This is a genomic window from Sulfitobacter sp. F26169L (assembly GCF_026410285.1).
Lineage (GTDB): Bacteria > Pseudomonadota > Alphaproteobacteria > Rhodobacterales > Rhodobacteraceae > Sulfitobacter.
On record NZ_JAPMLP010000002.1, the window covers coordinates 91,910 to 117,355 of the forward strand.

Consider the following 25,446-nt stretch of genomic DNA (forward strand, 5'->3'; position numbering starts at 1 on the left):
CGCTTCACGAGGGTGCGGGAAGAGGTGAGGTTAACCCTGTTCCGGCACAAGTATTTCGCGTTTACCAACATGGTTGGCCGGAGAAACAAGGCCTTCATCCTCCATTTGCTCAACCAGACGGGCAGCTTTGTTATAGCCGATCGCCAGTTTGCGCTGGATATAAGAGGTGGAGCATTTGCGATCTTTCGTCACAATCGCCACGGCCGTGTCATACAGGGCGTCCTCGCCGTCTGTGTTGCCGCCCGTATTCAGACCCAGCACCGTGTCAATATCGGCTTCCTTGCCCTCTGGCGGCCCTTCGACCACGCCGGAGACATAGTCAGGCTCGCCGAATTGCTTGAGGTGGTTAACAATCTCTTCGACCTCCTCGTCGCTGACGAACGGGCCGTGACAGCGGACAATTTTGGAACCGCCCGCCATATACAACATGTCGCCCATGCCCAGCAACTGCTCGGCGCCCATCTCGCCAAGAATAGTGCGGCTGTCGATCTTGCTGGTTACCTGAAAGGATATCCGCGTTGGGAAGTTGGCCTTGATCGTACCAGTGATAACATCCACCGAGGGGCGCTGTGTCGCCATAATCAGGTGAATTCCCGATGCGCGTGCCATCTGCGCCAGACGCTGGATGCAGGCTTCGATTTCCTTGCCGGCAACCATCATCAGATCAGCCATCTCGTCTACAATCACGACGATGTAGGGCAGCTTTTCAGGTGTGTTTTCTTCCGTCTCGAAGATCGGTTCGCCGGTATCGTCATCAAAGCCGGTCTGTACAGTCCGGCTGAACATCTCGCCTTTTTCCAGCGCTTCACGAACGCGGCCGTTATAGCCTTCGATGTTGCGCACACCCATCTTGGACATCTTGCGATAACGGTCTTCCATCTCGCCCACGGTCCATTTGAGCGCGACAAGCGCCTTCTTCGGGTCGGTCACAACAGGCGAAAGCAGGTGCGGGATGCCGTCATAGACGCTGAGCTCCAGCATCTTGGGGTCAATCATGATCATCCGGCATTCTTCCGGTGACAGCTTGTACAAGAGCGACAGGATCATCGTGTTGATCGCCACAGATTTACCCGAGCCGGTTGTACCCGCAATCAAAAGGTGGGGCATCTTGGCAAGGTTGGCGACCACAGGTTCGCCGCCGATATCCTTACCCAGTGCAAGCGGCAGGTTCTGGTTGCCATCGCCGAAATCGCGACTGCTGAGGATTTCGCGCAAGACAACCTTTTCGCGGTTTTCATTGGGCAGTTCGATCCCGATCACGCTTCGGCCAGGTACTGTGGAAACACGGGCAGACAAAGCCGCCATAGAGCGCGCGATATCATCGGCCAAACCGATCACACGGCTGGCTTTCAAACCGGGAGCAGGCTCAAGCTCGTACATGGTCACAACTGGACCGGGGCGCACGGCGACGATCTCGCCCTTGACGCCGTAGTCATCCAGAACTGTCTCAAGCATCCGTGCATTTTCTTCCAGCGCTTCATCGCTCAGATGCAGGCGCGGCACATCATCCGCAGATTCCAGCAAGCTCAGCGGCGGAAGCTCGAACCCCGGGTGGCTGTCTTCGAATGACAAAACCGGCTGTGCCTCGGCTTGGGCCTGTTTGCTTTGCGGTACGGGCTTGCGCATCATCGGCATCACAACGCGCTTTGGCTCGGCCACCGGAATTTGCGGTGCAGCAGCGGCCACGGGTTTTGGCGCTGGTGGTTCTGGCAAGGCTTCCTCAACAACTTCCGGCTCGACAAAGATATTCACTTCGTCGGGCGCGTAAGGCTCTGTCAGCGCATCATAACTTTCCATCGGTGCAGGCTGCGCAAACTCTGGCGCGGGGGGCGCTGTCGGAATTGCGCGCGCCGGTGCGCTGAGCGGCGGTTCCGGCGGCAGGCTCTGGCTTTTTGCCTTTGCGGTCAGGGGCGGCTCCGCGCGGGTTGTGTTCAGCAGCAGCGGATCAGGCCCGCGCCCGCGTCCACGCGTCAGCGGCGCTGTTGCGGGAACGTGGATTGCGTTGGCGCTCCGCACACGGTTTTTGATCACGTCCGAGATTTTCGTTTTGATCCTGTCGGCATCAGGCGCATCCTCCAGCACAACATCCTGATACTGATCAACCAGTTCCGGTTCCGGCATGACATCAGGGCGTTTGATCAGCCCTGGCATCCGCGCAAGCAGCCCTGCTTTTGCTTCGGCGGTCTGTTCCGGTTCGGGTGCGTAATCCTGCACGGTTTCCGGCGCAGGTGCGGGGGCCGCGCGGCTGGCGATAATTCTGGGGGCACGGGCCGCCGCGGGTGCAACCTGTGCTTCGGCGCGCGCTTGCTCGGCCACATAGGCCGCCGCTTCGGCAGCCTCGGCGCGGCGTTGTTCGCGGCGCTCTGCCTGTTTGGCTTGCAGTCCTTGGGCTGCACCAACTGCGCCCGACGCGCCACGACCCAACAAATTCATCAGTGTGGCATAGGCCATGATGGTTCCAACCAGCAAAAAGCGGCCAAAGCGGGAAAGCTCGTCGTATGTGCAGCCCAGTACAAAAGCGCCAAGCGCAAGAATACCCAGCCCCATCAACAGCGACATTAGTTTCACAGCAAAGGTCGACCCGATCGGCAGAATTGTCAGGATCAACCCCATCACTGTATCCCCGAACAAACCACCCAAGCCAAAGCTGTGCGTTTCCAGCCACTGCGCATCAGGCGTCAGGGTTGCGGCATAAATTGCGCCAAGCGCCATCGCAATCGGTGCAAAAATCAGACGGCCCATCGCGCGCTCCTGTCCACGGTGCAGCGCAAAACGCCCCCCCCAGACAAGCAGCACAATCGCCAGACCCCATGCGCCCCAGCCAACAATCATAAACAGCGGTGCCGCGAGGGACGCCCCCATCCGGCCCAGCATGTTTTGCGCAGGCGCCTCGGTGGCCAGCATCCAGTTGGGATCATCAGGCGTATAGCTGCCGATCATCAGCGCAGCCATCACGCCCAGCACAATCAGCACAACGCCCAGCAATTCCTTGCCCCGCTTTTCCAGCGCCTCTGTCATGTTGCTGTCTAGAAGTGGTTCGCGCTGCCGCGTCTGATATGCCATAACCCGTCCCTCTTATACCGGATAGAGACAGTCACGGATGGCCTGAAGGCCGCGCTCTGTCTCGTCTTTCGGAGCCACAAGGGCCACTCTTATATATTTTTTACCTGGATTTTCAGCGCCGGACACATCCTGCGCCAGATAGCCACCGGGCAAAACCTTTACACCTGTTTCCCGCCAAAGCTTAACCGCCGCTTCTTCGTCATCCTCGACGGGAAGCCACAGAAAAAATCCGGCGTCGGGGCTTTTATATCCCGCGACATTGCCGAAAATGCGATCGGCGATCTCGAACTTTTCCGCATAAAGCCCGCGGTTCTCGATGACATGCGATTCGTCCTCCCATGCGGCTGCCGCTGCGATTTGCAGCGGCAGGGGCAGCGGTGCGCCTGCATAGTTTCGCAATTGCTTGATCTCGCGCATGGTATCCGCACCCGATGCGCAAAAGCCGGAGCGTAATCCCGGCAGGTTTGAACGTTTGCTAAGCGAGTGGAAAATCACCACACGGTTCAGATCGGCGCCCATCTCATGCGCAACCTGTAGTGCACCCACAGGCGGCGTGTCGCGGTAGATCTCCGAGTAACACTCGTCTGCAAAGATCAGGAAATCATGTTTTTGCGCAAGGCGGATCAGGTCTTGCCAGTATTCCCGCGACGCCACGGCACCCTGCGGGTTCGCGGGTGAGCAGATATAGACGGCGACCGTGCGCTCCAGCGTTGCCTGATCGACCGCGCGAAAATCCGGCAGATGCCCTGTCGCTTCGGTTGCATTCACCATCACCGGATCGCAAGCACCCGAAATCGCGCCGATCATATAAACCTGATAAAACGGGTTCGGCATCAGGATTGCGGGCTTCTGCCCGTTCTTGGTTTCAGGGCACAGCGCGATCACCGCGTTGTAAAGCCCCTCGCGGGTGCCGTTTAACGCCATCACTTGGGTATCGGCATCCACCGGCACACCGTAGCGGCGATCAATCCAGCTTGCGATTGCGCCGCGCAGTGCTGGCGCACCATCGTTCGGCGGGTAGCTGTTAAAACCTGCGGCATTTTCCGTGATCACATCGGTGATCCACGCCGGAAACGCGTGTTTCGGCTCGCCTATGGTCATCTGGATCAGCGGGCCGCCTCCCTCGTGCACATCAAGAAGCGCACGCAGACGGGGCCACGCATGAGCTGGAAGGTTCGAAAACCGCTCAGGAATATTCATCAAAACTGCCTCGGATCGGGATCGTTATCGCCCCGTTTTTTCCAAGGTAGCTCAAACCGCCGCCTGTCGTCTAGGAAAAACCCGATGGATATGTGGCGCTTGTGGTATTTTCGCCCCTTATGCCAGCGCCGCTTCTGCTGCGGCACCCAGACGCAACAAGGCGCTGTCCTGATCAGGTGCTGCGAGCAGCATCAAACCACAACTTGGCACACCTGTCGGCAAGGTCAGGCTGCACAGCCCCAACAGATTGCCAAGCCGCGTATTGCGCAGCGCCATCAGGTTCTCCGTAACGTAATACCCGGGGTCGGAAACCAGTCGCGCCAGATCGGGCGGCATGATGGCGGCCGTGGGGGCCAGTATTGCATCATATCCCGCTGTCGCCTGATCGTAAGCCATGCGCGCACCGTCCAGTTTTGCACATGCCGCGATATAATCAGGGCCGGAACATTCAATACCCAAACGAAACCGCCGCAGAATTTCCGAATACATCTTTTCTGGCGCGGCCTCGATGACATCACGCCACAGGCCATACGCCTCTGCCGTCATCAGCTGGCCCGAAACATCCAGCGCGTTCTGTGCGGCTGGGACATCTATTATCTCGACAATCGCCCCCGCTGCCTCCATCAGCGCCACGGCGCGGGTAAATGCTGCTTTTGGTACCTCACGCAGATTGTCCATCATCACGGTGTTCAAAATCGCAAACCGGCGGCCTTTCAGCGATGCACCCTTCAAATCCGGTGCCTTGCTCCCCTCCAGCGCTGCGGTCAGCAGGGCGGCATCCTCAACCGTGCGGCACAATGGCCCGACTGTGTCGAACTTGAGCGCGAGTGGCACAGCCCCTTCAAGACTTAACCGCCCATGTGTGGTTTTCAGCCCCACCAGATCATTCCACGCAGCGGGAACACGCACCGACCCCCCTGTGTCAGAGCCGATACTGGCCGCCGCAAGCCCGAACGCAACCGACGCCGCAGAGCCGGACGACGACCCCCCCGGCACGGCATCTGCATCATTAACACACGGTGGCGTCGCCGTTGACGGGTTGTACCCCAGACCGGAAAACGCAAGCTCGCTCATGTGGACTTTTCCAAGACAGACCAGACCGGCAGCAGTGGCGTTTTGCAAAACAACCGCATCGTGGTCCGGTACACGCCCCTCCAGCAGTTTAGAGCCTGCTTCCGTCCCTGTTCCGGCGGAATCAAACAGATCTTTCCAGCTGATCGGCACACCATCCAGCAACGATAGACGCTGTCCTGATTGCGCGCGCACCGCCGCCGCTTTCGCTTCGGCACGGGCGCGGGGTGCTGTGACGCGGGCATAGATGCGATCTCTTAGCGGATGCCCGTCAATCGCCTTCAGATAGGTCTCGCACAGCGAGACCGCATCAATATCCCCCGCTGCGATCGCGCGGCCTAGATCCGCTGCGCTCATGCCAAGCCACTCCTGCATTTTACTGCCCCCACTTTCTGATTTCTTCTGACGGTAGCGGCGCTTGGGCGCATGGACAATCCCCCGCTACCCGCCATATTGAGCGGTATGAGTTTTGATACAGATATCGTGATCGTCGGCGGAGGGTTGAATGGCCCCGCCCTTGCCCTCGGGCTTGCTGCTGGTGGCCTGAGGGTCACGGTGATTGATGCCATGCCCGCAGCGCCGCGCAAACAGGATGATTTTGACGGGCGCGCCTATGCTTTAGCCCTGACATCCGTACGCTTTTTACAGGGGATCGGGCTGTGGGAAGCGGTAGCAGAGCATGCCCAACCCATGTTGGAAATCAAAGTAACAGACGGACGCGCGGGCGAAGGCCCTTCGCCGTTTTTTATGCACTTCGATCACGCCGAAATCGAAGAAGGCCCGATGGGTCACATGATTGAAGACCGCCATCTGCGCCGCGCCCTGATGGAGGCGATTGACGCCCACATGAATATCGCGGTGATGAACGGTGAAAAAGTAATCGCACAGACCACAGATAACACGGGCATCACACTGAATTTGGCATCAGGCAAAAAGCTGCGCGCGCGGTTGTGTGTGGGGGCGGACGGGCGTGCATCCGGCACCGCAACCCGTGCAGGGATCAAACGGACAGCATGGTCATATGGCCAGACTGCGCTGGTCTGCGCACTGGAGCATGAACTGCCTCACAACGGGATCGCGCACCAGTTTTTCATGCCCCCCGGGCCGCTTGCTATCCTGCCACTGACGGGCAACCGAAGCTCTATCGTCTGGTCGGAAACCACTGCGGATGCTGCGCGCATCAACGCATTGCCGGATGATGCATATCTGGATGTATTGCGGCCCCGCTTTGGCGATTTTCTGGGCGGGATTTCTCTTGCCGGTGCGCGATTTACCTATCCGCTCGGGCTGTCGCTTGCACATGATATGATTGCCGAACGGGTGGCGTTGGTGGGCGACAGCGCGCACGGGCTGCACCCGATCGCAGGACAAGGCCTGAACGCGGGTTTTCGTGATATTGCCGCATTGTGTGAGGTAATCATAGATGCACAGCGGCGGGGCGAAGATTTTGGCGCAGGTGTCGCGCTGGCGCGCTATCAGGAGTGGCGCAGGTTTGACAACGCGTCACTCGCCTTGGCGACCGACACATTTAACCGCATGTTTTCAAACGATAACCCTCTGATCAGAATTGCGCGGGATATCGGCATGGGTGTTATCAGCGCCCTGCCCGGTTTGCGCAGAACCTTCATCCGCGAAGCTGCAGGCCTGAACGGTGATCTGCCAAGGCTGATGCGCGGCCTGCCGCTGTAGCGTTTACAGCGTTCTTGCCTCATCAACCAACATGACGGGGATGCCGTTGCGGATGGGGTATGCAAGGCCCGCCGATTTCGACACCAGTTCCTGACGCTCCGCATCATAGCTGAGGGTTTGCTGGCTACGCGGACAAATCAGCGCTTCCAGCATCCGGCGATCAAATGTCACAACTGTATCACTCACTGCATCATCTCCCCTTCGTTGCCGCCACGAAGGGCGTATTCGATCAGCGTTACCAGTGTCTCGCGGCGCGTGCTGAGAGACGGCGCCTCTAGCAGTGCCTGTTTATCCTCGGCATCGAAATCCAGCATCATCGACAGCGAATTGATCAACAGCTCGTCATCCGCTTCCTTCAGGGTTTCCCAGTCTGCCGAAAGGCCCCGCACATCGAAATAGCGGCCCAAAGCATCCAGAAACGCTTTGCGCTTGAATCCCAGATCGGTTTCCTCGCTCCGCAAATCCTGTTCAAACCCTTCCCACGACACTTTGCAGCGGCGATAGGGCGTAAACCCTTCGACCTCGTTCACGATGCGATACCGTGAGACACCGGCCAGGGTGATCATATACCGCCCGTCTTCGGTTTCGGAAAACTGGCTGATCCGGCCTGCACACCCGATTGTATGCAACCCCGTCCCCTCCCGCCCCGGTACGATGTTCGGCTGGATCATCCCGATCAAGCGGTTCGACGTTTTCAACGCATCTTCGATCATCTGCAAAAACCGCGGTTCGAATATGTGCAGCGGCAACCGCGAGCGCGGAAGCAGTAGCGCCCCGCCCAGCGGAAAAATCGGGATCGTGTCTGGCAGGTCTACTTGTTTTATCATGCTCTTAAGATAGGGCGCACAGTGCTTCAGGCAAATATCATCGAGCTCAATTTACGGCGACCGTTCAGCACCACCGGATCATTGGGCTTGAGTGCGTCGAAAATAGTAAACATCTGCGTTTTTGCCGCACCATCATTCCACTCGCGGTCACGCTTGAAAAGCTCCAGCAACTGATCAACCGCACCCTCTGAATCTCCGTTTGCGTAAAGCGCCTGGGCAAGATCAAAACGGGCCTGATGATCATCCGGATTTGCCTCTACTGCGGCAGTTAGCTCCGTTACGGGCCCCGCATCTGCGGCCTGTCGGGCAAGCTCCAACTGGGCATGCGCTGCCTCCAATTCGGGAGCCTTGGATATCTCGATCGGTGCACCGTTCAGCAGGCCTTCGGCCTGATCCAGATCACCGATAGCAATGTGCGCACGTACCATGCCGCCATATGCGCCGGCGTGCAGCGGGTCTTCGCCCAGAATGGCAGCAAATGTCTGCGCGGCATCTTCGGCCTGTCCATCGCTCAACATTTCTTCGGCGGCCTCGACAGCATCGTTCAGCGAGTCTGTGGGCGATTCACCACCGGCAGCTTTTATAACGCGGTCAACAAATGCGGTAATTTCGGATTGGGGTACAGCGCCCTGAAATCCGTCAATCGGCTGGCCCTGCCAGAATGCATAGACCGTAGGGATCGACTGGATTTGCAACTGACCCGCAATGCTTTGCGCTTCGTCAACGTTAATCTTCACCATCTTCACCGCACCTTTGGCTGCGGTTACCGCCGCTTCCAGCTGCGGTCCCAGTGTTTTACATGGCCCACACCACGGCGCCCAAAAATCTACGATAACCGGAGTACTCTGCGACGCCTCGACGACGTCAGCCATAAAAGTGCCTTCGGTCGTGTCTTTGATCAGATCGGCGGCTGGTGCGCTGGCGGTAAGGTTGAGATCCATCATATCATCGGTCCTAATGTGCTTTTTCTAAAGGTTGAGGTGTATATGTGCCCTCAGCCCGTGAATTCAAAGAGGCATAGCGTCAAAGATCAAAAGTTGCAAAAACGGGCGCATGGTCAGAAGGCTTTTCCCATCCTCGCGCAGCACGCAACACGCGACTGCCGTGAGCGGCAGATGAAATGTCGGGCGTGGCCCAGACGTGATCCAGCCTGCGGCCTTTATCGGCGGTGTCCCATTCCCTTGCGCGATAGCTCCACCAGCTGAACAACTGCCCGTCGGGGATGTCCTGACGGGTGATATCTACCCATTTTCCGGCGTCTTGGGTTTGGGCCAACGCCTCCACTTCTACGGGGGTGTGGCTAACAACTTTCAACAGCTTTTTGTGGTCCCAAACATCGTCTTCGCGTGGTGCAATATTCAAATCGCCTACAAGTATAGATTTCTGCGGCGATTCTGCGTGGAAAAAGTCCCGCATTTCAGTCAGATAATCAAGCTTCTGGCCAAACTTCACGTTCACTTCGCGGTCGGCAACATCGCCCCCCGCAGGGACGTAAAAATTGTGGACAAGTACACCGTTCGACAGCCTTGCGGCGACGTGGCGCGCGTGGCCCAATTGCGCAAAATCCTGTGTACCCGCTGGCTCCAGCGGCAGCTTGGACAGGATCGCAACGCCGTTATATCCCTTCTGACCCTCCGCAACGATGTGCCGGTAACCAAGAGCCGCAAACGCTTCCAGCGGAATTTTGTCCACAGGGCTTTTACACTCTTGCAGGCACAACACATCGGGCGCTTCTTCTGCCAACAGTTTGCACACAATCGGTTCGCGCAACCGGACTGAGTTTATGTTCCAAGTGGCAAGGGTGAATGACATCGCACGGCTCCTGAATTAGGTCGCCACACTCTAACGCGGGTAACCGATAGCAACCACCACAAACAGAACAAAAAAAGACCGGGCACACGGCCCGGCCAAGTCTTTGAGGGAATCTCGGTGGCGGAAAAGTTCGCCACACGAAGACAGTGTCAAACCGACAGGAACTCATGAAACACCCTGTCGTTCATGAGAATAACACCGGAACCTTAACAAAGTTCCCGCACTTAGATCATAAGACGGTAGCCACCCGATTCCGTAACCAGCAGGCGTGCATTTGATGGGTCTGGCTCGATCTTTTGACGCAGGCGATAGATATGCGTTTCAAGAGTGTGGGTCGTTACACCTGCATTATACCCCCAGACCTCGTGCAGCAGCACGTCACGCGCCACAACACCATCGGAAGAGCGATGCAGGAATTTAAGAATATTGGTTTCCTTTTCCGTCAAGCGCACTTTTTTGTCGTCTTCGGTGATCAGCATCTTCATCGACGGTTTAAACGTGTACGGCCCCAGTTGAAAAATGGCGTCTTCCGATTGCTCATGGGTGCGCAGCTGGCTGCGAATGCGCGCCAGCAGAACGGGAAATTTGAACGGTTTCGACACATAGTCATTTGCACCGGCGTCCAACCCCAGAATGGTGTCTGCATCACCGTCATGGCCTGTCAGCATCATAATCGGGCTTTTGATCCCTTGCTTGCGCAAGAGGCGGCATAACTCACGCCCGTCGGTGTCCGGCAGACCCACATCAAGGATCAACAGATCGTAGATCATTTCCTTGGCGCGGCTCATCGCTTCTGCGCCGTTGGCCGCTTCGAAAACATCAAAGTCCTCGGTCATGATCAACTGCTCGCTCAGAGCATCACGCAGATCGTCATCATCGTCTACCAACAGGATTTTTTTCAGTTGAGCCATTGTGTGTCTCCTCTTTATTAGACCCAAGGATACGGTCCACGCGCCGATCAACAAGGGGGCCGCAGGTTCCATCACGTCGGCGTGTCGCATTGCGGTCAATTGTTTCAATTCTTAGTATCATGGCCTAGATATCCTTCAACAGACCTGACGAGTTGTAACAATCACCATGCCATTTACCCCCGACGTGACCGAAACTCTTGCGCGTGCGCGCAGCGATCTGCGCATGGGCGTGCCTGTTGTTATTGGTAACATTCTGGTGCTTGCAGCAGAGACTCTGACGCCTGCACGGCTGGCCGAAGCGTTGGCGCTGGATGGCGAAGCGGTTCTTGCCATCACTGCCCGGCGCGCACAGACCCTGAAGGCGCGCGCTTATGACGGTGATCTAGCGCGCATAATTTTGCCGCTGGATGCAACGATTGCGTGGGTGCAGAGCATTGCCGACCCCGCCGATGATCTTCGCGCGCCTCTAAAAGGGCCGCTTTCGGCGCAACGCACCGGCGATGCCACGCTTCATAGTACTGCTCTTAATTTGGTAAAGTCTGCACGGCTGCTTCCCGCTGCGGTAATTGTGTTGCTGGACGATGGCGCCGGTTTTGCAAACACGCACACCCTGACACATATCGACGGAGCAGAGGCAGCAGCCCATCTTTTGGTGCGCAGCCCCCTGCATTCTGTAATCCACGCACGTCTTCCGATGGAAGTGTCAGAGGCTGGCCGCCTGCATGTGTTCCGCCCGGAAGACGGGGGCGAGGAACATTACGCCATCGAAATCGGGCGCCCTGACCGCAGTGCACCGGTGCTGTGCCGTCTGCACTCTGCCTGTTTCACGGGCGATTTGATGGGCAGTCTGAAATGCGACTGCGGGCCGCAACTGCGCGCCGCACTTGCGCGAATGGGGCAAGAGGGACACGGCGTTCTGCTTTATCTCAATCAGGAGGGGCGCGGTATCGGGCTGGCTAACAAGATGCGCGCCTATTCCTTGCAGGATCAGGGATTTGATACCGTCGAAGCGAATCACCGCCTCGGGTTTGAAGATGACGAGCGTGATTTCCGGCTGGGCGCAGATATCTTGAAAACCATGGGGTTTTCCGCCGTGCGTTTGCTAACCAACAATCCCCGCAAGGTTGAGATGATGGAGCAATGTGATGTGCATGTTACCGAGCGTGTCCCGCTGGCTGTAGGCGAAAACCGTCACAACACGGACTATCTGGCCACGAAGGCTGCCAAATCGGGGCACCTGTTGTGACACCGGATGATATGGTGCTGACGCCGATGGGCGTCAGGTTTCAGGGGCGGATGTGGCCCTGCACAATCGGTAAAGGCGGTATCAGTGGCAGGAAGCGAGAAGGGGATGGTGCGACGCCACGTGGAGTTCACCGGATCGTTGGCATGCTTTACCGCCCTGACCGGATTGCAAGGCCGACAAGCTGGGCGTCCCCCATCGGACCGCGCGACCTGTGGTCGGACGAAGTGCATGACAGTCAATATAACACACTTGTGCGCGCACCTTACGCGCACAGCCATGAAAAACTGCGCCGCGCCGATCCTCTGTATGATCTGGTGATTCTTACTAACTGGAACTGGCCTGATGCTGAGGCGGGACGCGGATCGGCGATATTCATCCATCAATTCAGACGGGCGGGCTATCCTACCGAAGGCTGTGTTGCGTTCTCACGTCCGCACCTGCATGAAATCGCGCAGCGCATCGCGCGACACACACGGCTGATTGTGCCCTAGACCGCGTCACGTTCTCCGAAAATAGCCGAGCCGACGCGCACATGGGTCGCTCCCAATGCAATGGCTTTTTCGAAATCGCTGCTCATCCCCATTGATAAATCCCTTAGCCCGTTGCGCGCGGCTATTTTGGCCAGCAGCGCAAAGTGCAACGAGGCTTCTTCGTTTACGGGCGGAATACACATCAAACCTTTGACCGGCAGATCGAGCGCGAGACACTCTGCAATAAACGCGTCGGCTTTGTCGGGCATGACACCTGCCTTCTGATCCTCTTCACCGGTATTCACCTGAACAAACAGATCAGGGCAGCGGCCCAGCTCCTGGGCGAGGCGCGCCAGCGTATTGGCCAGCTTGGGGCGGTCCAGCGTATGAATGGCATCTGCTAGCTCCATCGCCTGACGTGCCTTGTTTGTTTGCAGCGGGCCGATCAGATGCAGCTTTACCCCGTCGAATTGTTCCCGAAAAGCTGGCCATTTTCCTGCTGCTTCCTGCACCTTGTTTTCACCAAAGATACGATGACCCTCTTCCAGCACCCCCTGAACACGCTCGTTCGGTTGGGTTTTGCTGACCGCGATCAGGGATACCGCACCTGCGGCACTGTTTGCCGCAGGTGCGGCTTTTGAAATTCTGTCTGTGATGTCGCGCAATGTCATAGAAAGGCTCCTGTTTTGGCGCCTAAAGATAACAGCTGCGCACAAAAGAAAAGGGGCAGACCGAAGTCTGCCCCAAATCAGTAAAGTATCTTCGTTCAACTTAGAAGTTGAAGCGAACACCCAGGTCAACCTGAGTACCGCTGTCTGCAACGGAGCTCATGGAACCACCGGTGGAGATACCACCACGAAGTGACGTGCCGCCACCCATGTCGTGGTTGAAGTCGATACCGAAGCCTGTGTCTTCCCAGTAGTCCGCATCAGCAACATACACTTCGATATCTGTGGCTGCGCCAACGTCAAAGCGGCCTGTCAGAACAACGTGGTCACCGGCGGTGCCGTTATCAGCATACGCCAATGTAACGTCTGCGATACCGAAGGAACCGCCAACAGATGCTGCGAACTCGGTGTCAGATGCAACATCGGAGTCCTGACCCGCCAGAGCGAATGTCCAGCCGTTCCATGAGTATGCAACGTGTGCTGCGATACGGTCAACACCGCCGCGCTCGGAAGCGGACAAGTGTGCGGAGAAGTCGCCTGCGGAGTAAAGAACTTCAACACCGTTTGCGCCTGCGGAACCCAAGGAACCGGACTGGTACGCGTCGCCGCGGAAGTTGTAGGCTGTGTAGTCATATGAGTGACCGGTCAGACCCAGGTCGATCGGGTACATGCCAGGCATGAACTCAAGCGCGCCGAAGATGTTACCAACACCAACTTCAAGACCACCGGAACGTGCGAAGTAACGTACGCCGTTGAACTGTGGGCGCGAGCCTACTGCTGCGTCACGCTCTTCGCCTTCGAGGCGAACACGTGCACCGATTGTTACGCCAGCGTCGGACTCTGCTGTCGCGTCGATCTGCAGGCGGAAGCGGCTTGTTACGTCTGTGGAGTCTGTTACGCCGTTGTCAACGTAGCGAACACCAAAACGACCGTAGCCAGAGAATGTTACGTCTGCTGCTGCAACGCCGGCTGTGGCAACCAAAGCTGTTGTAGCGAAGAGAACTTTTTTCATGAGTTTTCCCTCGATTTGAAATTCATAGGACCCGAACGGGGAATTCCGATCTGGGTATGAGGATCTTTTGCGCTGCTATCCGGCTTTTGGCAAGCAAACCGGCAGGCTAGAAAGCAAAGGACCCAGCGATGATGCAGCTTTACCACAGTTTGGCCGCACTCCTCTGCCAGAGCCCCCGAAATAGCGCACTTGGCTGCATCACGCCTCTCTACATTCACCTTGCCCAGAAGGCGCGGCTTGGGTATTGCATATCAAAATAGCATATAGCGTGGTGAAGGTGGGGCGTATGAGGACTCGGAATATAGTTATACTGGCGATTGCGCTGGGAGCTCTGACAGCCTGTGGTTCTGCTGGGCGCCTGGGTTCAGCAGCCACCGATCGTCCCGACTACTACTCGAATCCCAACGTTCCCTCGAACGTAGAGACCGATGCGAGCAACACGATCTGGTCCATCTTCAACAAAAAAAGCTCCGAGAGCACCGTTCTGGTGAACAAATACCTTTGGAGCGCGTCACTGGAAGTTTTGAATTTCCTGCCGATCCAATCGGTTGATCCGTTCACAGGTGTTATCGTCACCGGATACGGCACGCCTCCCGGTGGTGGCCGTGCGTACCGTGCAACTGTTCTTATTGATGATCCGGCCCTTGATGCACGCTCACTTAACGTAGCGCTACAATCACGCGGCGGCGCCGCCGTAAGCAAGGCCACCAGCCGTGCGGTAGAAGACGCGATTCTATCGCGCGCCCGCGAGCTACGGATCACCGACAACAAACTCTGAACGCCCCTCATTCGTTATCAATATAGTGCAGCGCCGGGCTTTGTGATTACCACACGTCCGGCGTTGCTGCGTAAAAAGGCCTGCACATGACCCGCTACACCCCCTCCGAGATCGAAGCCCGCTGGCAAACTGCGTGGGAGCAGTCACAGATTTTCAAAGCTGTCCGCTCTGCGTCCAAACCGAAGTACTACGTGCTGGAGATGTTTCCCTATCCGTCGGGCCGCATTCATATGGGTCACGTTCGCAACTACACGATGGGTGACGTGATTGCGCGCTATAAGCTGGCAAAGGGTTTTAATGTTTTGCACCCGATGGGGTGGGATTCGTTTGGTTTGGCCGCTGAAAACGCTGCCATGCAAAAAGGTATCCATCCCGGCGAGTGGACCTACCAGAACATCGAAGACATGAAAGCCCAGATGAAGCCGCTGGGGTTCTCGCTGGATTGGTCGCGCGAAATTGCCACTTGCCATCCCGATTACTACCAGCACCAACAGGCCATGTTCATCGATATGATCGAAGCGGGGCTGATTTACCGTAAGAACGCTATTGTAAACTGGGATCCTGTGGACATGACCGTTCTGGCGAACGAACAGGTCGAGCAAGGGCGCGGCTGGCGCTCCGGCGCGCTGGTAGAACGGCGTGAACTGACGCAGTGGTTCTTCAAAATCTCGGATTACTCCGATGAACTGCTGAGCGCGCTGGATACTTTGGAAAACTGGCCAGCCAAGGTGCGGCTGATGCAGGAAAACTGGATCGGCAAGTCACGCGGTTTGCAATTTGCATTCTCGACCGTCAATGCACCCGATGGCCATGACCGGATCGAAGTTTACACTACACGCCCCGATACCCTGCTGGGGGCCAGCTTTGTTGGCATTTCACCAGACCACCCGATTGCCAAACTGCTGGAACGCGACAACGCCGAGATTGCCGCGTTTACGGCTGAATGTCGCAAAGGCGGCACAACCGAAGAAGCGATTGAAACTGCGGAAAAGCTGGGATTCGATACGGGCATCCGCGTGCGCCATCCGTTTGATACCTCACAGGAATTGCCAGTCTATATCGCCAACTTTATTCTGATGGATTACGGCACCGGCGCAATCTTCGGTTGCCCTGCCCATGATCAACGCGATTTTGAATTTGCTACCAAATACGGCCTGCCCATCATCGCCACCTATCTGCCATCCGAGGATGCATCGGACGAGCTGACCGAGGCCTATGTGCCGCCAAAAACCGAAAAAGTTTTCTACAACCGCGGTTTTGCCGGAGAACAGTGGCAGACAGGGCTGGAAGGAATCGATACAGCAATCGAGTTTTGCGAGGCGCAAGGCGTTGGCCAAGGGGTGACAAAGTTCCGCCTGCGCGACTGGGGCCTGTCGCGGCAACGCTACTGGGGCTGCCCGATTCCCGTGGTGCATTGCGATGACTGCGGCGTGGTGCCTGAAAAGAAAGAGAACCTGCCCGTCAAACTGCCGGAGGACGTGACATTCGACATTCCGGGAAATCCGCTGGACCGCCACACCGAATGGCGCACCACGCCTTGCCCGTCTTGTGGGAAATCCGCATTGCGTGAAACAGACACGATGGACACGTTTGTCGATTCGTCATGGTATTATGCGCGCTTTACCGCGCCGCATGCCGATACGCCCACAGTGATGGAAGACGCGGAATACTGGATGAACGTCGATCAATACATCGGCGGCGTCGAACACGCGATTCTCCACCTCCTTTACGCGCGCTTCTTTGCCCGTGCGATGCACATCACAGGCCACTTGCCAGAATCAGCAATTGAGCCGTTTGACGCATTGTTTACGCAAGGAATGGTGACGCACGCGATCTACAAATCTACAAAACCTGTAACGATGGGCGATACAGAGTTAACTTTTGGTAACACCGACGTCACGTTCGAAATGACAAATCGACCAATCTTCCATTACCCTGAAGAAGTAATCCTCAAAGGTGACAAGGCGTTCCTGAAGGAAGGCGGCGAAGAAGTTGAAATCATCCCGTCAGCCAAGATGTCCAAATCCAAGAATAACGTTGTTGATCCGCTGAACATCATTTCCGATTTCGGCGCGGATACTGCGCGCTGGTTTGTGCTGAGCGATTCCCCCCCCGAGCGGGATGTTGAGTGGACAGCATCCGGTGCCGAGGCGGGCTACAAACACCTTGGGCGGGTATGGAACATCAGCGACAGAATTGCTGCGATGGATGAAAATGCCGCAGGAACTGGTGATGACGACCTGCTGCGCCAGATGCACAAAGCTATTCACGATGTCACAATGGCAATCGAATCGTTCGGCTTTAACGCGGCCATCGCAAAGCTCTATGCTTTCACTGCGATTTTGCAAAAATCCAAAGCGTCAAAAGCCGCGCAGCGGAAGGCCGTGATGACCTTGGCGCAGCTGATGTCCCCGATGACCCCGCATCTGGCAGAGGATATTTGGGCCATGCAGGGCGGTGAGGGCCTGATCGCAACGGCCCCGTGGCCTGTGGCAGATGAAGCAATGATGAAAGACGATACGGTCACGCTGCCCATTCAGGTCAACGGCAAGCGGCGCGGCGAAATTGATGTGCCAGCGGACATGCCCAAAGACGAGGTGGAAAAGCTGGCTCTTGCCCACGAAGCTGTGATCCGTATCCTTGACGGCGGAACACCCAAGAAGGTGATCGTTGTCCCGGGACGGATTGTAAATGTCGTTGTATAACCGCCGGACCCTAATTGCCCTGCCTCTGGTCCTGGCCGCGTGCGGTTTTACGCCGGTGTACGGGCCGGATGGATCAGGTTCGCAATTGCGCGGTCAGGTGTTGGTGCAGGAACCCTCAAGTCAGGCGGGGTATCTGCTGACGCAGCGTCTGGAAACGCGGCTTGGCCGCAGCGGTAGTGCTGCGCGCTATGCACTCGATATCACAATCACGCTTGAGGAAGACGGGCTTGCCATCAACGCGGCAGGTGACATTATCCGTTTCAACCTTACGGGGATTGTGGATTTCGCCTTGCGCGACACGGTCGCAGGCAGCGTTGTTACCTCTGGCAAAGTGCGCAACTTCACTGCCTATTCCGCGACAGGCACAACTGTTGCCACCCTCGCCGCAGAGCGTGATGCGGTCGAGCGGTTGATGATCATTCTCGCAGATCAGATCACCGCACGGCTTTATGCGGCGGACATTCCGGCATGAAACTGGGGCGGCGCGATGGGGCAGGCATTGTTGCAAAACCCCCTCGGGACAAGCTCGGGATGCTGCTATATGGCGGCGATGCCATGCGGGTGGCGTTAAAGCGGCAGGAATACCTAAAGGCGCTTCTGGGCCCCGCTGCCGAAGAGGAAATGCGCCTGACCCGTATTGCTGCCGGCGATCTGCGGCGCGAACCCGCGCTGTTGATGGATGCGATCAAGGCTGTCGGTTTCTTTCCCGGCCCCCGCGCTGCCTTTGTCGAAGGCGCATCAGAAGTTGTGGCACAGACCATTGTCCAGACCATGGGCGATTGGCAGCCAGGCGATGCCCAGATTGTTGTCAGTGCGGGTGATCTGAAAAAAACGTCAAAGCTGCTGAAGGCATTCGAAGGGCACCGTGACGCCTATGCTTGGGGAATCTATGATGATCCGTCCGATCGCGCCGAGATAGAGCGCTTGCTTCGGGATGCGAAATTACGCGCGGATGGTCCCGCTATGGCAGCGCTTGAGGATCTTGCGCGCAGCCTTGATCCCGGTGATTTCCGTCAGACACTGGAAAAACTGTCGCTCTATATGCTGAGTGCGCCCTATACGCCTGTTTCGCTTGACGATATCGCCGCCTGTGCGCCTGCATCGATCGAGGCTGCTGTGGATGACATCCTGAATATCGTTGCAGAAAAGCAGTCCGCGCTGATCGGGCCGCTGATGCGCCGCCTGCAAAGTCAGGGCGTGAATGCCGTGACCCTCAGCATTATGGCGATGCGCCATTTCCGCACCTTGCATCGTACAGCCTGCAACCCCGGCGCGCCGGTTTGGGGGGTGCGTGATCGCGACCGCGTCGTGCGACAGTCGCGTGATTGGGGCGCGGCCAAGCTTGATACGGCCCTTGGCATCCTGACAGACACTGATTTGCAACTGCGCTCGGCGGGCCAAACGGCGCCAGCGATGGCAATCATCGAACGGACATTCATCAGGCTGGCAATGTTTGGCGCCAGCTAACCTTTGGGGAGGAACGACAATGTACACAGTAATCGGAAGCATAAAATCGCGCGCATTTCGCGTCGCTTGGATGCTGGAGGAATTGGGCCAAAGCTATGACCTGATCGCCGCCGCGCCGCGCTCGGATGAGGCGCGCAAATACAATCCGTCGGGCAAAATCCCCGCGCTTCTGGACGGCGATGATGTGCTGACGGATTCGGTTGCCATCATGCAATACCTTGCAGACAAACACGGCGCGCTGACGGCCCCTGCCGGCACCCCTGCCCGCGCACGGCAGGACGCTATGCTGTTCTGGCTAATTGATGAATTTGACGCGATTCTTTGGGCTGCGGCCAAGCACAGCTTTGTCTGGCCAAAAGAAATGCGCATGCCGGAAATCAAGGACAGCCTGAAAGCTGAATTCACCCGCAGCGCCACCACACTGGCCGAGCGTCTGGAAGGGCCGTTTTTGATGGGCGATGAAATTACCGTGCCGGATCTGCTGGCCGTGCATTGCATCAACTGGTCAATTGGTGCCGGTTTCCCAAGGGTCGATGACCGTCTTGGCACATGGGCCGCTGACCTGCGCAAACGCGATGCGTTCAAGGCCGTGCAAGCGCGTGATCCCGCCTAGCCAGAGGCCAGGCGGGCCGCTGCATGGTGGCCCGCCCACGCACCTGTCGCCAGACAGCCCGTGATCAGATAGCCGCCCGTCGGTGCCTCCCAGTCCAGCATTTCGCCAACGGCATAGACGTTTGACAGTGCGCGTAACATCAGGGCCTCGTCCAGTCCCGCATGTGCGATTCCTCCGGCGGTCGAGATCGCTTCGTCTAGCGGGCGCAAACCTGTGTGTTTCACTGGCAGCGATTTTATAACGGACGCCAGCGCATCGGGTTCTTTGGGCAGCGGCATTGCCATTTCCTGCAACAGTGCAATTTTCGCTGCATCCAGCCCCAGCGTTTTACGAATATGACTTGTCTGCGTGGCCTTGCCTTGCGGTTTACGTAACTTCTGTGCAATCGCCGCGACATCCAGATCAGGCATCAGATCAAGTGTCAGATCATGGCCTTCACGCACGCCGCGCGAGACAGTATAGACACCGCCCCCTTCCAGCCCTTCGCGCGACAGTACAGCTTCACCGCGTGAGAGATAAGGCCCGGCGTGCAGCGCGACACCCTTGATCGCCGCGCCAAGATGTTTTTCCATGTAGGGCGTCCAATCTACGGCCAACCCAGTGTTTGCAGGCGCAAACGGTGTAACAGTCACACCATGTTCCGACAGGATCGCAGCCCACGCCCCGTCCGAGCCAAGGCGCGCCCAGCTGGCTCCGCCCAGCGCAAGAATCGTCGCGTCGGGGGTCAGCGTCTGGTCCCCGGAAGGGGTATCAAAGTGCAGTGCCTGCGCCGAAAATCCTGTCCAGCGCCAGCGGGTGTTGACCGTCACGCCCAGCCTGCGCAGACGGGCCAGCCATGCGCGCAGCAGCGGTGATGCTTTCATCGCCTTGGGAAACACGCGCCCCGTGGAGCCGGTGAACAATTCTTCCCCCAGATCACGCGCCCATTCCTGCACTTCGTCGGGGCCAAATGCGTTCAACATGGGCGCGAGCCATGGCGTAGCCTCGGCAAAAGCGTCGCGAAATTTCTCGGCATCTTCGGCTTTGGTGATGTTTAGGCCGGATTTTCCCGCCATCAGAAATTTGCGCCCGACCGATGGTTTTGCATCGCAGATGGTTACCGCAACACCGGCTTGCGCCAAGACCTGCGCCGCCATCAATCCCGCAGGCCCCGCCCCGATGACGACTGCCGTTTTCATTCCGGCACAGCAGCAGGCAGGCCGCCTTTAATCTCGACCACGCGCTGGGGATAGGGGATTTCGATGCCGTTTTCCTTAAGCGCGTTCCAGATCAGGAACAGCACGTCAGATGTGTATTTATTGGGGCCATCATCAATCCCGTTGACCCAGAACTCGACCGCAAAATCGATGCCACTGTCGCCAAATCCGCGCAGTTCGCAATCAGGCGGGTATGGCAGGTCCAGAATCTCGGGGTGGGTCGATACCGCAGCTTCGATGATTGGCGGCACCAGATTGATGTCGGTGTCATAGCTGACAGAGAAAGGGGCCTCGTAGCGGTTTGCCGACCCTTGATCGGAATAATTCACCACGCGCGTTGTGATGAAATCTTCGTTCGGAACAACGATCCAGCGGCCGTCAAACGTTTCCAGAATGGCGGCGCGGGCTGTCATTTTAACGATCTTGCCCGTTTCTCCCCCGTCCAGTTCGACATAATCGCCAACAGTTGCCTGTCCTTCGATCAACAGGATGACACCGGAAATAAAGTTCGACGCGATCTTTTGCAGGCCAAACCCGAGGCCCACACCAATCGCACCGCCCAGCACGGCAAGCGCGCCCAGATTGATGCCCATCACGTTCATCAGCACCAAAAACGCAATGCCAAAGATCATAAACTCAACCGTTTTGATCAGCAGTTGGCGGATAGAGGGGCGCATTTCCTGTTTTTCAATCAACGCCGATGTCTGGTTGTTGGACCATTGGCCAAGCCAGAACAGCAGCGACCCCGCAATCAAACCCCGCACGATCGCGATCAGTGAAAAGCGGATGTTGCCGACGCCAACCACCGTTTCGGTAAGCTGTAGCGTTACCACATCAAGCAGACCTACCGCGTACAGCGCCGCAATCGGCAAAAGCATAAAGCGGCCCAGCAGCTTGAGAAACGGATCAGCAAGAATGTCGCGCACGAATATCCGCACAGCGAGAAACATGAATACCCGCTTGCCAAAGGCGATCACCGCACCACTGTCAAAAACCGATCGGACAACCTGCTCTCCTATACCGGTCAAAGCATAAGCCAACAGCGGTAATATCAGGGGCAGGAATTGCAGTACAAACAGACGTATCGCCGTAAACATGTTCTGCTTGTCTGCCGGATCAATCAGATTGTGTAGCGCGGGTCGCAGGCGGCGTGTGATCAACAGTGCCAGCAGATAGGCACCCACCAGAATAGCAAACTGCGACCAAGCCGCAGGGCTCAACAACCATCCAAGGGCCAATTCGTACCCTTGCTCGGCATATCCGGCGATCTGCTGAACAATAGGGGGATATTCTGTAAGGTCGAAGTTCATTTCAGCGCCTTCTAATTCCGGTCGGCCATGCACTCTCTTGGCGCAGTGCATCATCAGGATCAAGTGGCGCGCGCGTCCCTGCGCCGTCAGGAATGTTGATTTTGCCGGTTAGTTGCACAGCCGCGATGGCAAATACCCACCTTGAACGCACACCTGTTTATGACAAGCACTATCCGACAGCGCCCCTGCTGTGATAATAACCCGAAAAACGCCCAAAAAGCAGAAATTACAGGAAAACCCTATGCGTATCGCACTTGTTCTCACATCCCTTCTGATTCTCGCCGCCTGTGATGTTCCGTTTGTGCCTCTAATCTGAGCCGCTGCTAGCCGCACATTTCCTTGATACCACGGGCAATTTCTATCGGTGCGGCGATGGTATCTGCGCAGATTGAATGTGCCGTTTCCATCAGGGTGTCAGGCGCCACCACACGGTCCACCAGACCGAATGCCAAGGCTTCGTCAGCGCGGATTTTCTGACCGCCCATAAGGATCAACTTGGTGCGCGCAGGGCCGATCAGCGCCGTCATGCGCGCAGGGTCGCTGGGTTGTGGCAAATAGCCCAGCTTCATCACCGGATAGAAAAATTTGGCATCCGGCACTACGATGCGGATATCACAGGCAAGCGCCATACCCGTGGCGCCCCCTGCAAGCGTTCCGTTCAGCGCTGCGATCGTCAGACCGGGCAAGCGTGCAATTGCACCCGACAGCCGCTCCCACAAACCGGAAACTGCCAACCCTGTGCGGGCTGCATCCAGATCGGCACCCGCGCTGAAAACCTTTCCGCGCCCAGTAAGAATCACAGCGCGCGCTTCATCTGCGCTTTCCATAATCTCGCACAGGGTGCGCAGCATGTCCTCGGTCAAGGCATTGGCCTTGTCGGGCCGGTTAATTGTAACCGTCCAAACGCCGCTATCTTTCGCAAGTTCAATCATATCAGACCGACCGCACGGCGGATCTCGTCTTCGCGCAGCGAAATTTCCTCACCGCAGTATTTATCAGCCTCGGGGCTGCACATCCACAGCAGGCAGCGCGCAGGCCAGTCGGCTGGAACGTGAACATCCCAGTCAAGCTGGCTCACCGGATTGATGCCGGAATCCTTGATCTTGCGTTGCATCTGCGTTGCCACCGTTCCGGGGGAAAGGCCAATCGCACGAATACCATTTGCCGATTCTTCCAGATGCAGCGAGCGGCCAAGCATATTTACGGCAGCTTTGGAGGCACAATATGCGCTCCACCCCTCAATCGCGTTGTGGGCGGCACCCGAACTGATCGTCAGCACAGATCCACCGCCGCCCGACTTGATCACCGGTAATGCCGCATGAATGCCGTTGAAAACACCTTTTACGTTGATATCAATCAACTGGCCCCACTCATCGGGGTCAGCCGCGCTCATTTGACTGATCGGATCAACCACGCCCGCATTGTTGATTAAAACATCAATGCCGCCGAACACTTTCACTGTAGTGGCCACCGCCGAATACATCTCGCTGTAGCGCGCCACGTTACAGGGTATTGCGATAGCTTTTTCACCGATTTCGCCTGCCAGCGCCGCAATATCGTCTTGCGATCGCGCCAGCAGCACCACATTGGCTCCCGCATTGGCAAAAACCCGCGCAGCTTCGGCCCCGATCCCGCGGCTGGCACCGGTGATCATTACGGTTTTTGAGGTCATATCCATCTGAATTCTCCCATTCATGGCAGGTTTTCGCATTCTCGCCACCATTAGGTAGCGCTCCCGCGGCGCAACGACCAGCCTATAGATGGCCCGCGCATGCCCTCTTGACCCTCAGGATGGTTTGCCAGACCCTTATGACAACTTTTGAATGACGAGGAACTTAACTATGTCGATTGCCCGCACCTACATGGCATCCACCGCCATTTGCCTGTCTTTTGTGTCATCAAATGCCGCGGCCGATCTCACGTCTGCCGAGGTATGGCAGGACTGGCGGGGATATTTTGAAGGCATGGGATACACTGTAACAGCCACCGAAACGGTCACGGGGGAGACCCTGGCTGTCAGCGATATCGCTGTCCAGATCAACGGTGGACCCGACATAAAATCGATGACCATGCAAATGGGCCCGATCCAGTTCGAACAAAACGACAACGGCAGTGTGGATGTGGTCACGCCCCCCTCTATGCCTATCGTGCTGGAGATTACCCCCAACAGCACGGAACGTCCGACACGTATTGAAATGGTTTATTCGCAAATCGGCCAAAGCATGGTCGCCAGCGGAGATTCGTCGGCGATGCGCTATGACTACAGTGCAGACAATTTCGCGCTGGAACTGGCCTCCCTGCGGGTTGACGGCGATGATTTTGACCAGAACGCCGCGCGTTTTTCGCTGACCGGAGAAGCGGTAGAATCGCTGACCACCGTGAACACCGGCGACCTGCGCGAATACGACCAGAGCATCAAATGGGGCAGCGTTGCCTACGATTTATTCTTCAAGTCCCCCGATAGTGTCGAAGCGGTAAGCGTAAACAGCTCCATCAACAATCCGGCATTCACAGGCACCAGCGCGCTGCCACTGGCAGATATTGCCCAAACGCAGGAAATGGCACCCCTTCTGGCCGCTGGCTTTGCTTTTGACGGTAAATTCACCACGAATTCCACTGAAACGCAGATGGAAATCGTGTCTGACGAAGGCGCATCGAAGATCAAGACAGGCGCAGGCGGGTCAACGCTGTCTTTCGCCATGGGTGAGGATGGTCTTAACTATGACGTAAACTCCAAACAGGTGCAGGTAGGTGCGCAGTTGGCTGGCCTCCCCTTCCCGTTGTTTGTCGAGATGGAAAACACCGGCTTCAAACTGCGCGCGCCGATGCTGAAGTCTGACGAAGCTCAGGATTTCGGGCTGGCCTTCAATGTGTCCGGCCTGACGATGTCTGATATTATCTGGGCGTTGTTCGATCCGTCCGCGCAGTTGCCCCGCGATCCTGCCACCGTACAACTGGACCTGAGCGGTAAAGCCAAGATACTGGTCGATGCATTCAACGCCGAAACAGTGCAAGGTCTTGCCGAGAGCGGGAAAAGCGCCGGTGAGATTGAAGCGCTCAAGATTAACAATCTGACGATAGATGCCGTTGGTGCCAAAGCTCAGGCAACTGGCGACCTGACCTTTGACAACACCGATAAAACCACCCTGCCCGGCGTTCCCAAGCCTGTCGGCGCAATCAACGTTGATCTAGCTGGCACAAATGCTTTGCTCGACAAGCTTGTTGCAATGGGCGTTGTGCCCGCGGAGCAGATCATGGGTGTGCGTATGATGATGGGTCTTTTCGCTGTTCCCGGCGATGCACCGGATACGTTGAAATCAACAATTGAGTTTAACGAAGAGGGTCAGATCCTCGCCAACGGGCAGCGCATAAAATAGGTGGACGTTCCTGACCAGACCGCAAGGCGGC

Annotated in this window: 23 protein-coding genes; 9 read left to right on the forward strand and 14 right to left on the reverse strand. The window is 57.1% G+C overall.

All coding sequences use genetic code 11. The features are described 5' to 3' along the window. Positions 1 to 30: 30 nt before the first annotated feature. From OS189_RS04780 to OS189_RS04790, 3 genes are all read right to left on the reverse strand, one after another. Entirely contained in the window at positions 31 to 3,063 is a 3,033-nt protein-coding gene (locus tag OS189_RS04780) for a DNA translocase FtsK (RefSeq protein ID WP_267166150.1), read from the reverse strand. Between the two features lie 12 nt (positions 3,064 to 3,075). Next, positions 3,076 to 4,263: an aminotransferase class I/II-fold pyridoxal phosphate-dependent enzyme gene (locus OS189_RS04785; protein ID WP_267166151.1), complete on the reverse strand. Its 1,188-nt coding sequence runs from the start codon at positions 4,261 to 4,263 to the stop codon at positions 3,076 to 3,078. 117 nt (positions 4,264 to 4,380) lie between these two features. Continuing rightward, entirely contained in the window at positions 4,381 to 5,709 is a 1,329-nt protein-coding gene (locus tag OS189_RS04790) for an amidase (RefSeq protein WP_267166152.1), read from the reverse strand. An 87-nt stretch (positions 5,710 to 5,796) separates the two neighbouring features. Here OS189_RS04790 and OS189_RS04795 point away from each other — a divergent pair, with 87 nt between their 5' ends. Beyond that, a complete protein-coding gene (locus OS189_RS04795; protein WP_267166153.1) occupies positions 5,797 to 7,023 on the forward strand; it encodes an FAD-dependent monooxygenase in 1,227 nt (408 codons plus the stop codon). 3 nt (positions 7,024 to 7,026) lie between these two features. On the opposite strand, the gene OS189_RS04800 is transcribed toward OS189_RS04795, so the two are convergent. From OS189_RS04800 to OS189_RS04820, 5 genes are all read right to left on the reverse strand, one after another. After that, entirely contained in the window at positions 7,027 to 7,176 is a 150-nt protein-coding gene (locus tag OS189_RS04800; RefSeq protein ID WP_416237460.1) for a Trm112 family protein, read from the reverse strand. A gap of 29 nt (positions 7,177 to 7,205) precedes the next feature. Beyond that, on the reverse strand, positions 7,206 to 7,850 hold the full coding sequence (locus tag OS189_RS04805; protein ID WP_267166155.1) for an LON peptidase substrate-binding domain-containing protein: 645 nt from the start codon (positions 7,848 to 7,850) through the stop codon (positions 7,206 to 7,208). A 26-nt stretch (positions 7,851 to 7,876) separates the two neighbouring features. Next, complete coding sequence (locus OS189_RS04810) at positions 7,877 to 8,794, reverse strand: thioredoxin family protein (protein ID WP_267166156.1); 918 nt, start codon at positions 8,792 to 8,794, stop codon at positions 7,877 to 7,879. A gap of 79 nt (positions 8,795 to 8,873) precedes the next feature. Continuing rightward, positions 8,874 to 9,662 (reverse strand): exodeoxyribonuclease III, encoded by a 789-nt coding sequence (locus OS189_RS04815; RefSeq protein ID WP_267166157.1) that lies wholly within the window; start codon positions 9,660 to 9,662, stop codon positions 8,874 to 8,876. Between the two features lie 224 nt (positions 9,663 to 9,886). Further along, on the reverse strand, positions 9,887 to 10,573 hold the full coding sequence (locus tag OS189_RS04820) for a response regulator transcription factor (protein ID WP_267166158.1): 687 nt from the start codon (positions 10,571 to 10,573) through the stop codon (positions 9,887 to 9,889). Between the two features lie 166 nt (positions 10,574 to 10,739). Between OS189_RS04820 and ribA the strand changes: the two genes are divergently transcribed. Both ribA and OS189_RS04830 read left to right on the forward strand, forming a co-directional pair. Continuing rightward, positions 10,740 to 11,819 (forward strand): GTP cyclohydrolase II, encoded by a 1,080-nt coding sequence (gene ribA / locus OS189_RS04825; RefSeq protein WP_267166159.1) that lies wholly within the window; start codon positions 10,740 to 10,742, stop codon positions 11,817 to 11,819. Further along, complete coding sequence (locus OS189_RS04830) at positions 11,816 to 12,310, forward strand: L,D-transpeptidase family protein (protein ID WP_267166160.1); 495 nt, start codon at positions 11,816 to 11,818, stop codon at positions 12,308 to 12,310. Before ribA ends, OS189_RS04830 begins: the two co-directional genes overlap by 4 nt. Here OS189_RS04830 and OS189_RS04835 read toward each other — a convergent pair. Beyond that, complete coding sequence (locus tag OS189_RS04835; RefSeq protein ID WP_267166161.1) at positions 12,307 to 12,960, reverse strand: YggS family pyridoxal phosphate-dependent enzyme; 654 nt, start codon at positions 12,958 to 12,960, stop codon at positions 12,307 to 12,309. The two genes, OS189_RS04830 and OS189_RS04835, sit on opposite strands and share 4 nt — an antisense overlap. A gap of 100 nt (positions 12,961 to 13,060) precedes the next feature. Then, entirely contained in the window at positions 13,061 to 13,969 is a 909-nt protein-coding gene (locus OS189_RS04840) for a porin (protein ID WP_267166162.1), read from the reverse strand. A gap of 286 nt (positions 13,970 to 14,255) precedes the next feature. Here OS189_RS04840 and OS189_RS04845 point away from each other — a divergent pair, with 286 nt between their 5' ends. The 5 genes from OS189_RS04845 to OS189_RS04865 all read left to right on the forward strand — a co-directional run bounded on the left by OS189_RS04845 (position 14,256) and on the right by OS189_RS04865 (position 19,532). Further along, a complete protein-coding gene (locus OS189_RS04845) occupies positions 14,256 to 14,747 on the forward strand; it encodes a DUF3576 domain-containing protein (RefSeq protein ID WP_267166163.1) in 492 nt (163 codons plus the stop codon). Positions 14,748 to 14,833: 86 nt separating this feature from the next. Beyond that, positions 14,834 to 17,452, forward strand: a complete 2,619-nt coding sequence (gene leuS / locus OS189_RS04850) for a leucine--tRNA ligase (RefSeq protein ID WP_267166164.1) — start codon at positions 14,834 to 14,836, stop codon at positions 17,450 to 17,452. Then, the gene (lptE, locus tag OS189_RS04855) at positions 17,439 to 17,924 is read left to right on the forward strand and encodes an LPS assembly lipoprotein LptE (protein ID WP_267166165.1); all 486 of its coding nucleotides are present in this window, start codon (positions 17,439 to 17,441) and stop codon (positions 17,922 to 17,924) included. Before leuS ends, lptE begins: the two co-directional genes overlap by 14 nt. After that, complete coding sequence (locus tag OS189_RS04860) at positions 17,921 to 18,919, forward strand: DNA polymerase III subunit delta (RefSeq protein ID WP_267166166.1); 999 nt, start codon at positions 17,921 to 17,923, stop codon at positions 18,917 to 18,919. Before lptE ends, OS189_RS04860 begins: the two co-directional genes overlap by 4 nt. A gap of 19 nt (positions 18,920 to 18,938) precedes the next feature. Next, positions 18,939 to 19,532 (forward strand): glutathione S-transferase family protein, encoded by a 594-nt coding sequence (locus OS189_RS04865; RefSeq protein ID WP_267166167.1) that lies wholly within the window; start codon positions 18,939 to 18,941, stop codon positions 19,530 to 19,532. Here OS189_RS04865 and OS189_RS04870 read toward each other — a convergent pair. The 4 genes from OS189_RS04870 to OS189_RS04885 all read right to left on the reverse strand — a co-directional run bounded on the left by OS189_RS04870 (position 19,529) and on the right by OS189_RS04885 (position 23,716). Beyond that, on the reverse strand, positions 19,529 to 20,710 hold the full coding sequence (locus OS189_RS04870) for a TIGR03862 family flavoprotein (RefSeq protein WP_267166168.1): 1,182 nt from the start codon (positions 20,708 to 20,710) through the stop codon (positions 19,529 to 19,531). The two genes, OS189_RS04865 and OS189_RS04870, sit on opposite strands and share 4 nt — an antisense overlap. Continuing rightward, a complete protein-coding gene (locus OS189_RS04875; protein WP_267166169.1) occupies positions 20,707 to 22,038 on the reverse strand; it encodes a mechanosensitive ion channel family protein in 1,332 nt (443 codons plus the stop codon). Before OS189_RS04875 ends, OS189_RS04870 begins: the two co-directional genes overlap by 4 nt. Positions 22,039 to 22,361: 323 nt before the next feature. Further along, a complete protein-coding gene (locus OS189_RS04880) occupies positions 22,362 to 22,970 on the reverse strand; it encodes an enoyl-CoA hydratase/isomerase family protein (RefSeq protein WP_267166170.1) in 609 nt (202 codons plus the stop codon). After that, positions 22,967 to 23,716, reverse strand: coding sequence for an SDR family oxidoreductase (locus tag OS189_RS04885; protein WP_267166171.1), 750 nt, complete (start codon positions 23,714 to 23,716; stop codon positions 22,967 to 22,969). Before OS189_RS04885 ends, OS189_RS04880 begins: the two co-directional genes overlap by 4 nt. 163 nt (positions 23,717 to 23,879) lie before the next feature. Between OS189_RS04885 and OS189_RS04890 the strand changes: the two genes are divergently transcribed. Beyond that, positions 23,880 to 25,415 (forward strand): DUF2125 domain-containing protein, encoded by a 1,536-nt coding sequence (locus OS189_RS04890; protein ID WP_267166172.1) that lies wholly within the window; start codon positions 23,880 to 23,882, stop codon positions 25,413 to 25,415. The last annotated feature ends 31 nt before the right edge of the window (positions 25,416 to 25,446 follow it).

Excerpts from the sequence above, each read along its gene's own strand:
- OS189_RS04780 (WP_267166150.1), bottom strand. The coding sequence starts at position 3,063 with ATGGCATATCAGACGCGGCAGCGCGAACCACTTCTAGACAGCAACATG.
- OS189_RS04785 (WP_267166151.1), bottom strand. The coding sequence starts at position 4,263 with ATGAATATTCCTGAGCGGTTTTCGAACCTTCCAGCTCATGCGTGGCCC.
- OS189_RS04790 (WP_267166152.1), bottom strand. The coding sequence starts at position 5,709 with ATGCAGGAGTGGCTTGGCATGAGCGCAGCGGATCTAGGCCGCGCGATC.
- OS189_RS04795 (WP_267166153.1), top strand. The coding sequence starts at position 5,797 with ATGAGTTTTGATACAGATATCGTGATCGTCGGCGGAGGGTTGAATGGC.
- OS189_RS04800 (WP_416237460.1), bottom strand. The coding sequence starts at position 7,176 with ATGCTGGAAGCGCTGATTTGTCCGCGTAGCCAGCAAACCCTCAGCTAT.
- OS189_RS04805 (WP_267166155.1), bottom strand. The coding sequence starts at position 7,850 with ATGATAAAACAAGTAGACCTGCCAGACACGATCCCGATTTTTCCGCTG.
- OS189_RS04810 (WP_267166156.1), bottom strand. The coding sequence starts at position 8,794 with ATGATGGATCTCAACCTTACCGCCAGCGCACCAGCCGCCGATCTGATC.
- OS189_RS04815 (WP_267166157.1), bottom strand. The coding sequence starts at position 9,662 with ATGTCATTCACCCTTGCCACTTGGAACATAAACTCAGTCCGGTTGCGC.
- OS189_RS04820 (WP_267166158.1), bottom strand. The coding sequence starts at position 10,573 with ATGGCTCAACTGAAAAAAATCCTGTTGGTAGACGATGATGACGATCTG.
- ribA (WP_267166159.1), top strand. The coding sequence starts at position 10,740 with ATGCCATTTACCCCCGACGTGACCGAAACTCTTGCGCGTGCGCGCAGC.
- OS189_RS04835 (WP_267166161.1), bottom strand. The coding sequence starts at position 12,960 with ATGACATTGCGCGACATCACAGACAGAATTTCAAAAGCCGCACCTGCG.
- OS189_RS04840 (WP_267166162.1), bottom strand. The coding sequence starts at position 13,969 with ATGAAAAAAGTTCTCTTCGCTACAACAGCTTTGGTTGCCACAGCCGGC.
- OS189_RS04845 (WP_267166163.1), top strand. The coding sequence starts at position 14,256 with ATGAGGACTCGGAATATAGTTATACTGGCGATTGCGCTGGGAGCTCTG.
- leuS (WP_267166164.1), top strand. The coding sequence starts at position 14,834 with ATGACCCGCTACACCCCCTCCGAGATCGAAGCCCGCTGGCAAACTGCG.
- lptE (WP_267166165.1), top strand. The coding sequence starts at position 17,439 with ATGTCGTTGTATAACCGCCGGACCCTAATTGCCCTGCCTCTGGTCCTG.
- OS189_RS04860 (WP_267166166.1), top strand. The coding sequence starts at position 17,921 with ATGAAACTGGGGCGGCGCGATGGGGCAGGCATTGTTGCAAAACCCCCT.
- OS189_RS04865 (WP_267166167.1), top strand. The coding sequence starts at position 18,939 with ATGTACACAGTAATCGGAAGCATAAAATCGCGCGCATTTCGCGTCGCT.
- OS189_RS04870 (WP_267166168.1), bottom strand. The coding sequence starts at position 20,710 with ATGAAAACGGCAGTCGTCATCGGGGCGGGGCCTGCGGGATTGATGGCG.
- OS189_RS04875 (WP_267166169.1), bottom strand. The coding sequence starts at position 22,038 with ATGAACTTCGACCTTACAGAATATCCCCCTATTGTTCAGCAGATCGCC.
- OS189_RS04880 (WP_267166170.1), bottom strand. The coding sequence starts at position 22,970 with ATGATTGAACTTGCGAAAGATAGCGGCGTTTGGACGGTTACAATTAAC.
- OS189_RS04885 (WP_267166171.1), bottom strand. The coding sequence starts at position 23,716 with ATGGATATGACCTCAAAAACCGTAATGATCACCGGTGCCAGCCGCGGG.
- OS189_RS04890 (WP_267166172.1), top strand. The coding sequence starts at position 23,880 with ATGTCGATTGCCCGCACCTACATGGCATCCACCGCCATTTGCCTGTCT.